The sequence below is a fragment of the Cohnella fermenti genome (assembly GCF_004801405.1).
Taxonomy (GTDB): Bacteria; Bacillota; Bacilli; order Paenibacillales; family Paenibacillaceae; genus Cohnella; species Cohnella fermenti.
The window spans coordinates 12,915-27,149 of record NZ_SSOB01000073.1; the positions used below are offsets into that span (position 1 = coordinate 12,915).

The 14,235-nt window shown below is 58.4% G+C and carries 14 protein-coding genes; 3 read left to right on the forward strand and 11 right to left on the reverse strand.

The window, feature by feature from the left end:
• Positions 1-95: 95 nt before the first annotated feature.
• The 4 genes from E6C55_RS32195 to E6C55_RS32210 all read right to left on the reverse strand — a co-directional run bounded on the left by E6C55_RS32195 (position 96) and on the right by E6C55_RS32210 (position 4,772).
• Positions 96-1,076 carry an aldo/keto reductase gene (locus E6C55_RS32195; RefSeq protein ID WP_136373941.1) on the reverse strand — a complete coding sequence of 327 codons (981 nt, stop codon included), beginning with the start codon at positions 1,074-1,076 and terminating at the stop codon, positions 96-98.
• Between the two features lie 197 nt (positions 1,077-1,273).
• Entirely contained in the window at positions 1,274-1,789 is a 516-nt protein-coding gene (locus E6C55_RS32200; RefSeq protein ID WP_136373942.1) for a hypothetical protein, read from the reverse strand.
• Positions 1,790-2,087: 298 nt separating this feature from the next.
• Positions 2,088-2,603 carry a hypothetical protein gene (locus E6C55_RS32205; RefSeq protein WP_136373943.1) on the reverse strand — a complete coding sequence of 172 codons (516 nt, stop codon included), beginning with the start codon at positions 2,601-2,603 and terminating at the stop codon, positions 2,088-2,090.
• Between the two features lie 18 nt (positions 2,604-2,621).
• Positions 2,622-4,772 (reverse strand): ABC transporter transmembrane domain-containing protein, encoded by a 2,151-nt coding sequence (locus E6C55_RS32210; RefSeq protein ID WP_168735994.1) that lies wholly within the window; start codon positions 4,770-4,772, stop codon positions 2,622-2,624.
• Positions 4,773-4,989: 217 nt separating this feature from the next.
• On the opposite strand from E6C55_RS32210, the gene E6C55_RS32215 reads away from it, so the two are divergent.
• Positions 4,990-5,406 carry a VOC family protein gene (locus E6C55_RS32215; RefSeq protein WP_136373945.1) on the forward strand — a complete coding sequence of 139 codons (417 nt, stop codon included), beginning with the start codon at positions 4,990-4,992 and terminating at the stop codon, positions 5,404-5,406.
• A 118-nt stretch (positions 5,407-5,524) separates the two neighbouring features.
• Here the strand turns inward: E6C55_RS32215 and E6C55_RS32220 are convergent, their stop codons facing one another.
• Positions 5,525-6,082, reverse strand: coding sequence for a DUF420 domain-containing protein (locus E6C55_RS32220; protein WP_136373946.1), 558 nt, complete (start codon positions 6,080-6,082; stop codon positions 5,525-5,527).
• A gap of 377 nt (positions 6,083-6,459) precedes the next feature.
• Here E6C55_RS32220 and E6C55_RS35525 point away from each other — a divergent pair, with 377 nt between their 5' ends.
• On the forward strand, positions 6,460-8,538 hold the full coding sequence (locus tag E6C55_RS35525; RefSeq protein ID WP_407923779.1) for an Ig domain protein group 2 domain protein: 2,079 nt from the start codon (positions 6,460-6,462) through the stop codon (positions 8,536-8,538).
• 85 nt (positions 8,539-8,623) lie between these two features.
• Here the strand turns inward: E6C55_RS35525 and E6C55_RS32230 are convergent, their stop codons facing one another.
• Complete coding sequence (locus E6C55_RS32230; RefSeq protein WP_136373947.1) at positions 8,624-10,072, reverse strand: flavin-containing monooxygenase; 1,449 nt, start codon at positions 10,070-10,072, stop codon at positions 8,624-8,626.
• Between the two features lie 529 nt (positions 10,073-10,601).
• Here E6C55_RS32230 and E6C55_RS32235 point away from each other — a divergent pair.
• The gene (locus E6C55_RS32235; RefSeq protein ID WP_168735995.1) at positions 10,602-11,435 is read left to right on the forward strand and encodes a glucosaminidase domain-containing protein; all 834 of its coding nucleotides are present in this window, start codon (positions 10,602-10,604) and stop codon (positions 11,433-11,435) included.
• Positions 11,436-11,588: 153 nt separating this feature from the next.
• Here the strand turns inward: E6C55_RS32235 and E6C55_RS32240 are convergent, their stop codons facing one another.
• The 5 genes from E6C55_RS32240 to E6C55_RS32265 form a co-directional block, all read right to left on the reverse strand.
• A complete protein-coding gene (locus tag E6C55_RS32240) occupies positions 11,589-12,188 on the reverse strand; it encodes a histidine phosphatase family protein (protein WP_136373949.1) in 600 nt (199 codons plus the stop codon).
• A gap of 77 nt (positions 12,189-12,265) precedes the next feature.
• Complete coding sequence (locus E6C55_RS32245; protein WP_136373950.1) at positions 12,266-12,634, reverse strand: hypothetical protein; 369 nt, start codon at positions 12,632-12,634, stop codon at positions 12,266-12,268.
• 197 nt (positions 12,635-12,831) lie between these two features.
• Positions 12,832-13,239 (reverse strand): hypothetical protein, encoded by a 408-nt coding sequence (locus E6C55_RS32255; protein WP_136373951.1) that lies wholly within the window; start codon positions 13,237-13,239, stop codon positions 12,832-12,834.
• The gene (locus tag E6C55_RS32260) at positions 13,232-13,426 is read right to left on the reverse strand and encodes a hypothetical protein (RefSeq protein ID WP_136373952.1); all 195 of its coding nucleotides are present in this window, start codon (positions 13,424-13,426) and stop codon (positions 13,232-13,234) included. The genes E6C55_RS32255 and E6C55_RS32260 overlap by 8 nt, the downstream gene beginning before the upstream one ends.
• Positions 13,427-13,602: 176 nt before the next feature.
• Entirely contained in the window at positions 13,603-14,019 is a 417-nt protein-coding gene (locus E6C55_RS32265; protein ID WP_136373953.1) for a hypothetical protein, read from the reverse strand.
• Positions 14,020-14,235: the final 216 nt, after the last annotated feature.

The following is a 14,235-nucleotide window of genomic DNA, read 5'->3' on the forward strand; positions in this document are numbered from 1 at the left end:
GCACACCAAAACGGCGCCGAGGTCTCCCAAGGCACCGTTGTTCGGTTATGGATCTTATGGTTGCGTATGGCTTATCGTTGCGAAGCTTGGTTCGATTACCAGGCGTACGCCTTCGGAGCCGCGCCTCCCGGACCCGGGAAGATCTCGTCCAGGCGCTCGAGCGTCCGCTGCTCCAGCTCGATATCCACGACTCGCAGCGACTGCTCGAACTGCTCCAGCGTGCGCGGACCGATGATCGGCGCCACCATGGCCGGGCGCGTAAGCGTCCAGGCAAGCGCGACGTTCGCTTCGCTCTCTCCCAGCTCGCGGCAGAGACGCTCGAACTCCTCGAGCTGGGCGCGATGCTTCTCCACGCGCTGCGGATTGTTCGCCCGCTTGGAGCCTTGAACCGGCTTCAGCGCGTTGCCTCCGAGCAGCCCTCCATCCAAGGGACTCCACGCGATGACGCCGATGCCTTGATCCTCGGCCGCCGGCAGCACTTCCAGCTCCGGAAGCCGGCAGGTCAGGCTGAACTTGTGCTGCTCGGACACAAGGCCAAGCAGCCGATGCGAGCGAGCTTCGTACTGCGCCTTGACCAGATCGTGCCCGGCGAAGTTGCTGGAGCCGACATATCCGATCTTCCCTTGCGCGATCGCAACGCCGAAGCCCTCCCACAGCTCGTCCCACGAGACGCTGCGGTCGACGTGGTGCATCTGGTACAGCTCGATATGGTCGGTCTGCAGCCGGCGAAGCGAACCCTCGAGGTGGCGGCGAAGCTTATAGGAGGACAAGCCGGCCCCGCTGTTCGGGCCATCCGCCGCATCGTGCATATCCCCGTGGAATTTGGTTGCGAGCACGACCTTCTCGCGACGGCCGCCCCCTTGCGCGAACCAGCGGCCGATAATCTCTTCCGTGCGGCCGGCATTCTCGCCCCAGCCGTAAATATTAGCCGTATCGAAGAAGTTGATTCCCGCGTCGACAGCGGCATCCATGATTTGGAACGCTTCCTTCTCGTCGGTGTCGACTCCGAAGTTCATCGTTCCCAGGCACAATCGGCTGACATTTAATCCCGAACGTCCAAGCTTGGCGTATTTCACTTCCGAATCTCTCCTTCACTCTGGTCTTCACTTGTCGTCGGCCCCGCAACCGTCATCCGATCGCGGCCGACTCCCTTAATTGTCCAACTCCCGCCTCCAATAGTCAAGCCGTTCGCAATAACCGCCACACCGCGTTCTGCCTTGCCGTCCAACAGACGGAAGACCGCAGGACGTCATCGTCCCGCGGTCTTCCGCTCTTACTCGTTATAAATGGTCGTGATCCGACCCCGGTCGTACCGTTCGCAGAACCGCTCCAGCTCCGCGAGCGGAACCGAGTAGAACGCAAGGCTTCCCTCGCGCCTCGTCTCCGCTCCGGGCAAGCGGCTCCATCTCGACCAGAGCGCCTCGACGGAGCCCAGATCGGCCGGTGTCCAGAATTGGACAACCCGAACGTCCGGATTCAGCGAACGGACCGACTCCAGCAGCGCCCGCAGCGCGCGAACGAACATCGTCGTCCCGCGATACGGCTCCCGCAGGTAAGCCGCCTCGATCTGGCAGATGTGCCGATCCTCGTACTCCCCGGCTCCGGTCCCGAGCACGTACCCGGCCGCGCCGACGATCTCGTAGGAATCCTCTTCCAGAATCAGGATGGCTTGTCCGAACATCAGTGGGCTGGAGAAGAAGCTCAGCTTCACCGGGAACGAATAAGGCAGGTTCAGCTCATCATGATGCCGGATCAGGAACTTCACGTACGCGGCATGATCCGGCTCCATGATGCAGCGCCGATACAGATACGACATTACTTCGCCAATTGCGCTCTCAGGTTGTCGTTAGCGACGACGATTTTGCCAAATCCGCTGCCTTTCTTAACGTCCTTAATGCTCGGCGGCACAATAATCATGAGATGACCCCCTTCGTTAAATAGGTTATAGTTGGCTGACAATCCGATTATAACCCGGTCGGGGATTTGATCAAGCCTTCACCATCGATAAAGTACGCATAATTGGCAAAAATACACCTTTGGAGGTAGCGCGCAACTGCCGTTTTTCCCCCTATATCATTACGATAACATCAGTGGCCGGCCCGCCGGAAGCGAAGCAGCCTGCCTCTGATCTCGTCGATGGTGGAACGGAACACCGTCATCTCGCCATGCGAATCCTCGCGGGTTCCCGCAGGTTCGGCGAACTTCGCATAGAGCCCGCACAGATAGCGGTCGCTCGAGTAGGCGGCGAATTCGACTCTCCTCGTCCGAGGATGCTCGCGCTCGAACAACTCGAGCAGGTAGCCGAGCCCTCGAACGAACATGCGGCTGCGCCGGCGCTTGTGATCCGATACCGCAATCTCGATAAAGATGACATCCCCATCGCCGTCTGCGCCGGGCTTCAACCGGTAGAGCGTCAAGCCGACGATGCCGTCCTCCTTGTCCATCGATTGAATCAGATGCCCGCTCGTCATCGAATCGTAGAGAATGCCGACCGTGCCTATCGTGTCATAGCTTCTGTGCACATCTCTTCGGTGGTCGAAAAAAAACAGGCTGGCGCGCGCGAGTTCATTGTCGGTCAAGCAGCGGCTGTGCGTTATCGTCATCTGTTGCTCCTCCATTCCTTAGTTCATCCGTGTCGCCAGGGTCGCCTCGAGCGTCGCAAGCACCTGCGGATGCTCGTGCGTCAGCTTCCGAAACTCCTCGCGGTGAATCGCCAGCACAATGGAAGGTGTCAGCGCCCTCACGGTCGCCGTCCGCGGGACGCCCCTCAGCAAGGCGATCTCTCCGAAGCAATCGCCATCCTGCAGAACGGCCACCCGCTTCTCTTCCTCTGCACCGTCCGACTTCAGAATCTCGAATTTGCCTCTCGCAATAATATAGAAGTGATTGCCCTCTTCTCCTTGCTTGACGACCGTCTCTCCTTCCCGGCACGGATACGTCGAGAAGAGCGACGCGATGCCCGCAAGCAGCTCCGGCTCGATTCCCGCGAAGATGGCCAGCTTGCCGAGGCGATCCGCCTCCACCGAAGCGTGAAGGCCGTCCGACGAGAATCGGAAGCCCTGCTGCTTCTCCCACAGCTCCCGATAGGCGCCCCCGAGCTTGAGCAGTTGCGAATGGCTTCCGGACTCGATAACTTCGCCTTGGCGGAACACATAGATTCGGTCTGCATGGACCGCGGAGCCGAGCCGGTGCGTGACGGAGACGACGGTCCGACTTCCTCTCATCCGTTCGATGACATCGTTTATATCGGCTTCGGACGAAGGGTCGAGCGCAGCGGTCGCTTCGTCCAGCAGCAGAAGCTGCGGATCGCGAAGAAGCGCGCGGGCAAGCGCAAGCCGCTGCCGCTCTCCGCCGGACAAGGAAGCTCCCTCTTGCCGCACCGGGGTCTCGTAGCCTTGCGGCCAAGCGGCGATAACGGAATCGACCTGGGCCGATCTCGCCGCCCCCCTCATTCGTTCCTCCGAGATGTCCTCGTTGCCAAGAAGAAGATTGTCCCGGATCGTCGAGTTGAACAAGAACGTATCCTGAGTGACCATCGACGCATACGTCCGCAGCGAAGCTTCGCTGACCGCGCGAAGATCGAGGCCGCCAATCGTCACCGCTCCGGCCGCAGGGTCGTAAAATCTCGCGAGCAGTTGCAAGGCCGTGCTTTTCCCCGAACCGCTGGCACCGACGAAGGCGACATAGCTCCCGGGTTCGATGCTGAGATTGACCTCCTTGAGCTGACGGCTGTCCGGCGAATAGCCGAACGTCACGTCCTTCATCCGGACGGTTCCGGCCGCTGCCGGGAGCTCCGCGGGGTTCGCCGCCTCTTCGACGGAAGGCTTCTCGGCGAGCAGCTCGCCGATCCGGCGGAAGCTGACGTTCGCATCGATCGCGATCGGAAGAAGCTGCGTCAGGTTCGTTCCCGCTTGTCCGACGGCCATGAACAGCGTGAGGAAGGCGGTGAAGTCGCCGATCGTCATCTGGTCTTCGAAGATCAGATACCCGCCGAATGCAAGCATCGTCCCGTTCAGGACAAGCAAGGCGGTCGTCGGCAGCCGTTCCATCAGGGAATTTGCCATTCGCATCGAGAGCCCGAACGTGAACAAGCGGCGGATCTGCTCCTCCGCGCGTTCGCGAAGGCGGCGCTGCTGATGCAGATTGATAATCGCCTTATGCCCCTTCGCGATCTCGTCGATGGCGTTGGCGAACGACTCCTGCTCCTCCTTGTAGCGGACATTGGCCGTCTCGGCGCGCCCTTGAACGATTCTGGGCGAATAGATCATCAGCGCGGCTCCCGCCAGCACCGCCAGCGTAAGCTTCCACTCGAGCGCGAACAGCAAGCTCAGGCTGATGACAACATTAATCGATTCCCGGAACAGAAAAGGATATACGCTCGTGATCAGCCGCTCGACGGAGGACATGTCCGCCGAGAATCGCGTCGCGAGATCCCCGATCCGATACTTCTGATAGAAGGGCATCGACTGCTTCTGAAGATGGACGAACAGGTCCGTGCGATACCGCCTGATCGCTTCTCCGCCTACCTTCGCCGTCGAATAATCGCCGAGCATTCCCGCGAAGATGTTGAAGATGCCGCCGATCGCCACGACGGCGATGACGATCCAGAACACCTCCCAATCCTTCGGGAGAAACGCTTTGTCGATCAAATACTTCAGGCTGATCGGCGACGCCGCCGCGTAGGCGACTTCGACGAGAACGCAGAGCGCATATAAAATCAACAAGCCGTAATAAGGCTTGATGTAACGAAAAGTAATGCGAAGCCCGCTCAATCCGGTTCCCCCTCCAGCCCTATCTCGCATCAGGCGGGTATATTATACCATTTTCCCGCCGTTTCGACAGCGCCGGGACGCATCCTGCGACAAGAGAAACAGCGTGTACGGGGCTTCGGATGCAAATTTCGCAAATTGGAGAACATACGTTTGCTTTCGGTGAATCGATATGGTAAACTCCTTGGTGAATCGCCAATTCAATCCAGGAGGATGACTCATGCCGCTGAACCCCTATTTAATATTTAACGGCAACGCTCGGGAAGCCGTCGCTTTCTATGCCGATGTCTTCGGAATCGAAGACTACTTCCTTCAGACGTTCGGCTCCGCGCCTTCCGACCCGAACCATCCGCTCCCTCCCGGCACAGAGAACCTCGTCATGCACGCTCTGCTGGTTATCGACGGCACACGGCTGATGTTCTCCGACAATATGCCCGGCATGCCTTATCAAGCCGGGGATAACTTCAGCATCACTTATATAACCGGCGACACGGACGCTCTCAAGCAGGCGTTCGACCGCTTGAAGGTCGGCGGCGAGGTGCTGCTGGAGCTTCAGGAGACGCCTTGGAGCAAGTACTACGGCCAAGTGAAGGATAAGTTCGGGGTCATCTGGCAGCTCAACTACGAGGAAGCCTAACCCAACAAGAAGAGGACACCCTGCTCATGTTCATGCCATGATAGAGCTGTCCTCTTCTCGTTCCTATTGTTCGCCGGCATTCGTCCGGCGCCCCGCCCGCAGGCTCAATAATCAGCAATCAGTAATAAGGCTCCATCATCAGGAACACGACAACCCCGGTAAGACTTACGTACAGCCAGATCGGCATCGTCCACCTTGCAATCCGGCGATGCTTGCGAAGCTGATTCGTCCACCCCCACACCAGTGTGAACAAGGCCAGCGGCACGATGATCGCAGCGAGAATGCTGTGCGAGATGAGGATAAAGAAGTAGATCGGCCGAATCAAGCCCTCCCCGCCGAACGTAGCCGTCTCCGCAGACAGGTAATGGAACGTCAGATAGGAGACAAGGAAGAGAAGCGTCGACGAGAACGCCGCCAGGATAAACCCTTTATGAAGCTTGACGTTCTTCTTGATAATCGCAACAAGCGCGGCCAACAGGAAGATGAAGGTGAAGCTGTTGAGCAGGCCGTTGATTCTCGGGAAGACGGTCAGATCGAAGGCGATGTCGCCTTTGTACCCGATCGGCGAGAAGAACAAGAGCAGGATGACGATGTTCGCGATCAGGGAGATCGCAATGATTGCCGTCGTATAATTTTTGTTGCTGGTCGGCTGCAGGTTGTCCGATCGATCGTTCATGAAGCCGGCAGTCCCCTTTCTATTGAATTCGGTAATATGGCAATGGCTTCATTATAGACGGTTTGAGCCCGCTGCGAAGGCATGTTCGGCAACAACATTATGAACAATGTGCGCCTTGTCATGGAATTGTCGAATCTCTCTCCAGTATAACCGTTCCGCCTCTTCCGCACACCTTCGTCCTACCCTTGTATTTTAATACTGTTCGAACACAAATCTATTAAATTGTTCATTATCTTCCATTACGATAGAATCGCAGCCAATAATCAGCCTGCCGAATTCATCTTGCCTGCGGGAAGGAGGAGATGCGAACTCGCGTGAACCAGCGCGAACTTGCGTTTGCAAGACCGTCTTTATATCTCATTCCTGGAGAGGTGGTAATGATGTTGAAGAACAAAGCAACCAACTGGCTTGTCGTCGTGCTGCTCCTGGTCGGTCTTCTGCCTGGCTCCGCCGCGATCGCGGAAGGCCCTTCCGATCCCGCTCCCGTTCTCTCTCCCGTCGGCACCGCGAACGGCAAGTCCGTGCTGTTCGACAACACCCATGCGCAGACGTCCGGAGCCGCGGATTGGGTCATCGACGGAGGCTTCTCCGACTTCGGCAACGCTTTGGCCGCCGAGGGCTATTACGTCAAGGAGCTTCGCAAGCAGACGGCCATCACGCTGTCGGACCTGGAGGATTACGACGTCTTCGTCATTCCCGAGGCGAATACCCCCTATAAGACGTCCGAGCAGGAAGCGATGCTCGATTACGTCGAGAACGGCGGCAGCATCTTCTTCATCGCCGACCATTACAATGCCGACCGCAACAAGAACCGTTGGGACGCCTCCGAGGTGTTCAACGGCTATCGCCGCGGCGCCTGGAGCAACCCCGCAGCCGGCATGAGCACGGAAGAAGCCGCCTCGGCCGCGATGTCGGGCGTGGCAAGCTCGGATTGGCTGTCCGACAACTTCGGCATGCGCATCCGTTACAACGCACTGGGCGATATCAACTCCGACTACATCGTCCCCGCTTCGCAAGCGTTCGGCATCACGGCGGGAGTCGGTACGGTCACCATGCACGCCGGCTCGACGATCGCCATTACCGACCCGACCAAAGCCAAGGGCATCGTCTACATCGAAGCGACGACGACCGGCTGGTCGAGCGCCGTGGATCAAGGCGTCTACAACGGCGGCGGAATCGCCGAAGGCCCGTTCGTCGCTGTTGCCAAGGCGCAGCTCGGCAAGGTCGCCGTGATCGGCGACTCCTCGCCCGTCGAGGACAGCACGCCGAAGTACAAGCGCGAAGAGACGGGCGGGACGAAGACGACCTACGACGGCTTCACCGAAGAGGACAACGGCACGCTGCTCGTCAACATCGTCGACTGGCTCGCGACGCACGAGAGCTACACCAGCCTGTCGGTCGTAAGCGGGCTTACGCTGGACACCGCGACGACGCTGCTCGCGATGGAGACTCCGTCTGCCTCGACCGAGCCGACAGCCGAACCTTGGGCAGCGCCCGCCGCAGGCTATAAATGGTGGGATTCCTCCACCTTCAAGTCCGGCTCCTACGGCTACGCGACAAGCGGCGGCGGAACGGGCGGAGCCGGAGAGACCTTCGAGAGCGGCACGAAGACTTCCTACGCTTCCGGCAGCGTCACCTTGGCGAGCGGCTCTTGGACCTTCGACAATGCCCTGCTCGGGGACTCGACGTCGGACAAGAAGAACGGCTCCAAGTCCGCGCGGATCAGGGCGGCAGGCAGCATCGCCATGAATTACGATGTGACGGGAGCCGCCAGCGTTACCGTGAACCACGCCAACTTCGGCTCGGACAGCGGCGCGACCTGGAAGCTGCAGAAGTCCACGAACGGCGGCTCGACCTGGACCGACGTCGGTTCGACTTATACGAGCGGCAGCTCCTTGGCCAGCCAGACAATTACGGTCGGCGAGACGGGAAGCGTCCGGTTCAAGATCGTCGTCGGCGGCACGTCGGGACAGCGGCTCAATATCGACGACTTCGAGATCGCGGCGCCGACGACCTCCCCTTCGACGTCGCTGGACGAGAATTACGAGAGCGGAGCGAAGACGGCATATGCCGCGGCGAGCGTTGCTCTCGGCAGCGGGGCGTGGTACTTCGATAACGCCTTGATCGGGGATTCCTCCACCGACAAGAAGAACGGCTCCAAGGCCGCCCGCATCCGGGCGGCCGGCAGCATCGCGATGAGCTTCGACGTCACCGGCGCGGCCAGCGTGACCGTGAAGCACGCGAACTTCAGCTCGGACAGCGGAGCGAACTGGAAGCTGCAGAAGTCAACGAACAGCGGCTCAACCTGGACCGATGTCGGTTCGTCTTACACGAGCGGCAGCTCCTTGGCCAGCCAGACGATTACGGTCGGCGAATCTGGCACTGTTCGCTTCCGGATCGTCGTCGGCGGCACCTCCGGCCAACGCATCAACATCGACGACTTCGAGATTCACTAATCGCCGCACAGCGGACCGAACGCCCGGAGCAGCAAGCAGCCCTCTCGATTCGAGAGGGCTGCTTGCAAGCTTGCCGAAGCCCGCCTCAGGCGCTTGGCTGCTTCGCCGCCTTCGCCGTCTTCTCCACAGGCCATACGCCAACGAACTCCTGCTCGTCATACTGATAGAAGTTGTTCAAGATCTCCTCGCGGTTGTCGTGGAACAGGCTGTCTCCGATCGCCGTTACGATCTTCGGAATCGCATACCTCATCCCGGACAGCGCCGAAGCGGACAGTCCGCAGCTAACCATCGCCGAATAATTGAAGGAATAGATCCCGCGCAGCCGATCATCGCTTTCCTCATCTCGGCTCTGGAACTCGAAGCCCGGGCTCAGGTAGGGATGATTGTCCAAGAGCGGGTTCGCCACCGCGGCAGGGGCCGCATACTTGTCACCCCAACGGGCGATATGCTTCTCGACCAAGCCAAGCTCCGGTCTCAGGGCCGGGTCGGTAATCAGCCCTGTGCTGACGACCAGGAAGTCGAAGGCGAACTTGCCTTGCGGCGTCGTGACCACCGCTTGGTCGCCGTCCGCTTCAACGTTCAGCCACGGAGCGCCCAGATGCAGTTGGAAGCCCGGCCACGAAGCGGCGCGTTCGTACGTATCGTTCGTCGGCGGCTGATTGTGCTTGAAGAAGTGCGACATTACCGCGTATTTATCCTCGTCGGACAGCGACGGGAACCGCTCGATCATGCCGGAGCCTTCCATCTGCCGAATCGGATTGATGCGCGGCATCTCCGTTCTCCGAACGAAGACATGCGCCTCGGCCACTCCGTTCATCAGCGCGAAGTTCGCGTTATCGTAAGCCGATGCGCCCCCTCCGAGCACTGCAATTCGTTTGCCCTTCAACGCCTCGATGTCAATCCGCTCCGATGTGTGTGCATAGAGGCTCGCAGGCAGATTCTCCTTGATCATGGCGGGAATATGCCATTCTCCTCCGCCCTGAATGCCCGTCGCCAACACCACCTTGCGCGCCAGCAGCGTCCCGGACGGAATGCCGTTCCCTTGGACATGCAGACGATGCAGCCCTCGCTCCAGCGGTTCTATTAAGCGCAACTTGGCATCGTTCACAACCGGCAGCTTCAGCACCCCGCGATACCAGCGCAAATAATTCATCCAGTCGCCACGCGGGATTTTATCGACTCGCTCCCAACTCTCCGCGCCGTGCTGGGCTTCCCACCACGAGCGGAACGTCAGTGAAGGAATCCCCATCTCGATGGCCGTCAGATGCTTGGGTGTCCGCAGCGTCATCATGCGCGCGTAGGTCACCCATGGTCCTTCTTCCCCCTCGGGGTTCTCGTCAATGACCAGAATGTTCGAGACCCGCTCCTTCAGCAAGCCGAACGCAATTCCGAGCCCGCTCTGTCCTCCCCCGACAATGACGGCATCATAGACATGACCATCCGAATGCCTCCGCGGTATCGCCCAATCTCTCCCGCCATATGCCAAGTAGGCCAAATCCGTCCACACCCGTTCGTTCAGTTGTTCTATGCTCATGCCCATCCTCCCCTTCGACGCAACGGGTTCGCGTCCGATCGGCGCCTGAATGTCCTCTCTATGCATTGCCGCCTCGACCTAAACGTCACTTTAACTAACGCACTTTACATCCACTCATCACATTTCCCTACATTAGCGTTATATATTATTACCTTCTATGTTATTGACATCATTTTATCGCTTCTTTTACGCCAAATGAAGCCGAATTCGCCAATATTGTAAATCAAGCTAATTAAATTCCGGCTTATTGTTCATCTTTACGAGAGCGTGCCGGCTGTGATCCGCATCATATCCAAGGTTCCGACTTCTTCTCCGACCGCAAGAACGCGGCAGAGTGGACAACCCCCGAACGCCAGAATGAGAAAATCTTAATGGGACGATTCCGAATCCTCGACGGAATCGCCCCGCCCCCCCCTTGTTGCGACAAATAAAGTTGTTGTCTCGCCCCAAGACTATGACACGTTCTGCAGCGGCTTCTCTGTACAATCAGTTTAACCTTCCTCCCAAACTAATCCCGAGGAGTGATTGTATGCGAGTTAGCCTTCAAGAATTATCGCGAAACGGCCTATATATAGGCGCCTTATTCACGCTCGTCTTGTTCCTCTTCCTACTCGATTCCCCTTCCGCCGCGGCTGCCTCAGCCACCCCCGCTTCGTCCACCGTCGAGAAATCCAGCCAATCGACCGTCTCCACCTATGTCACAACGGCGAGCTACCTGAACGTGCGGGCCGCTCCGAATGCCCGTTCCAAAATCCTTGACGTCGTTAAAAAAGGTACGAAACTGGCTGTTGTCGGCAAAGCAAACAACGATTGGCTGCAGTTGGAGGGCAAAGGGTATGTGCATAGCGCTTATGCCATTCCCAAGGACGGCAAGGAGGCAGCAAGGACGCTGAGCTATTCCTCTGCATCCGCTGGCGCCGGCGCTGCGAATCGACCTGCTGCCAATCCCGCCAGCGACGCCCAAGGAGATTCGGGCCTCACGGCCGAAGATATTCGCGATATGTTCGAAGGAACCGGCTTCGAGAATGAGGGCTTGGAGTACGCGGTGCTGCAGGTGGAAGACGATTACGGCATCAACGCCTACTTCACCATCGCGGTCATGAGGCTCGAGAGCGGTAACGGCAACAGCAAGCTCGCGAAGACGAAGAACAACCTGTTCGGCTTGAATTCAAGCAGCGGTTACGTCAAGTTCGCCACCAAGGAAGCCAGCATTCTCCGCTTCGGCGAATTGATCTCCCGCAATTACATAGGCAAGGGCTACACCACCGTTGACAAGATCGGCAAGAAGTACTGTCCCGCCAATCCGAAGTGGTCCAGCAAAGTCAAAGCGCTCATGAAGGCCGATTACCGATCCACCGCGTAACAGGCCCGTCCTGTACCGAGCCGATTCAGGCACACACAAGCGCGCGCAAGCGCAGAAGGAAGAAGCCCGCATTCGGCGTCGCGAATACGGGCTTCGAGCGATTAACGATTCAGAGCGGTTCACGATTTAGAGCGATTAACGATTCAGAGCGGTTTAACATTCCGGAGCATCGCTCAGATGAGCGGTGCAATTGTAGAGCGAACAACGCCAGCCTTCCGTGTCGCGAATCAATTCGGTCACCGACGTATTGCCGAGCAACTGCTCGGCATCGATCCCTTCGACCAAGCGTTTAAGCGTGTGGCGCAGAACGGCTCCATGGCTGATCACGAGCACATTCGCTCCAGCGTGGCGATCGGCCAGCTCCTGAAGGCAAGCCGCCCCTCTCGCGGCTCCGGCTTCCGCCCCTTCGGTGCCGAGCTCCAGCTCGCGCCAGCCTTCTCCCCAAGCCGCGATCCGTTCGTCCAGCGTCGTGCCTTCGATTCGCCCGCCATGCAGCTCCCGGAGGCGTTCGTCGTAACTGATCTCGTCGATGCCGAGAGCGGACGCGATTGTCTCCGCCGTCTGTCTCGCGCGCCGGAGATCGCTGGAATAGACGTAGTCCCACCGGGCTTGCGACAGCCTGCGCGCGACGAGCTCCGCCTGTCGCAGCCCTTGCTCGTTCAGTTCGTTGTTCGTATGGCCCTGAGCTCTCTTCTCCTCATTCCAAGCCGTAATTCCGTGCCGAACGAGGCCGAATCTGGTTGTCGGCTTCATCTGGGAACGATCCCCTTCCTCTCCATTCCATGGTGACGGATTCGCTTGACACACGGCGGCATGCGCTCCCGGGCGAGCTAACGCATGCCGTTCAATGGAGCCAAGCAACGCTGGATGATCTCTTCTTCCCCCAGCGTATGCAGTTCATGGCCGGGAATGAACGTCTCCCCCACCAGCTTCTCGTCGTCGCTGCCTCCAAGCATCGCTTTGACCAGCTTGGTGGACCACGATCTTTTCCGATAGATTCGCATCGTCAGTTGTTCTTGACGTCCGTCCCAGATCAAACGGGCAATCCCTTCGCCGCTCTCGGTCTCGTACACCGCGTAGAAATTGCCCATGTAGGCCGCCTGGTGCTGGCGCTTCACTTGCCGGAAGCCCTTCTTCTCGAGCGCTTCCCCTACCTCGCTCTCGATCGCGAGCAGCACACTCTCGTTTATCGTCGCCATCGTCCGGCCTCCCCCTCCCCTCGTGCGATCGTTCGGTCAGAACGACGTCATCGCCCCGTACTCGTTGAACACGGCCGTCGGATTCCAAGCAACCTCCCAAGCATTGTTCTCCGGGTCCATGAAGTAAGCGCCGCGTCCGCCCCAGAATGATTGGCAGGATGGAACAATGCCATACTCCCCACATTGTACCTTCTCCCTCAAGAAGATTCCAACGTCGAAGGATGCGGCGCAGCTCCGCTATGAAGCTTCACTCCGATCACCTGCCGGGTCCGCTTCGTAAGAGTCAATGCCAACTCGTCGCCAGGCTGGATCCCCTTCTCCAATCGAACGATCCTTAGCGCCCTGCTCCTCCCGTTCGGCTTCAACACCGTGAGCCGGTCTTCGTTCACGCGAAGCACCCGTACCACCAACAAGCGGCTCCCTTCGCTCGCCAGATCGATGAACAACAGAAGAGCGAGCGTAATGAACACCAAGATCAACGCGACGAAAAACCAGCCGATCCCTCTCCCCTCCCGAAGCTGAATTGCCGCCTGTATGCCCGAATTGCACGCCAAGAAGACAGCCAGGATCGCCTGCGTGCGAAGAGCCTTCCGATAGCTACTCATTGCTCTCACGCTCGTCTGTTCGCTCCGGCGCCGGCGGAATCGGAGAATGCTGCCGGGCTTGAAGCAGCTTCTTGATCTCCGTCAGCTCTTGCGTCAGCTTGGAATTGTTGATCGCATTGCGAATGACGCTGTAAAGAAAAAAGAAAAACAAGCCGCATAGAACCAGCCATAAAAAAAGTGCCGTCATCCCTCAACCTCCGCCCCTGTGTTTCCAGTCCTTTTCCAATTAATATAGCATGAAATCCATCCTCCCGCGGCTCTTTACCGATTCTGTCGGCCTCCCCGTCTCCTCCACATCGCCAGACTTGCGACGACAATGCGATGACAGCAGAGCCGCGCCTGCCAAGCCATTATTCGCCCCCCTCAGAACGACCTCCCGAATTGTTCCTCGAACAACGCTCTCAGTTGCTCCGTCAACTCGTTATTTTCCTCGTAATAAATTCCGTTGATCTCGCTCGGCAAGAAGCCGAACGTCTTCTCGTCTCCCTCATACAAGCCTACGCTGAACAGATAACCAACCCTGCCTTGCTGATCCGCTTCCGGGACAAGCTCGATCCCCTTGATTCGGCCGATCCATTCCTGAACGGCTTCCCGATCATTCACCAGCTTGCGTTCGCCGGTAGAACCGTCCAGCAGCTCAAGCCTGTCGACATCGCCGATATTCCCGGCATACGCCTTCTCCAACGTAATCGGCATTAAGGACGCCGCATCCGGACGACTCCCGTTCCCTTGGCAAGCCGCCAACAGCACCACGATAATTAACGACATTAACATCCTCATCGGAACACCCCCGTTCCATCGTTGACTACGTCTCTAGACGCGCGGAATCCTCTTCAAGTTGCATCTCCATCCTGCGTCGTTTGCTGCGCCATAAGAAAAACCGTCAGGGATGAGTTCATTCCCTGACGGTCCTTTGTTTTGCGTTCCATGAGACTATTCTGCAGTTGTGCTACGGACATCCTCAATCCTGTATTCATTACCGTGTACCCCTTTGTA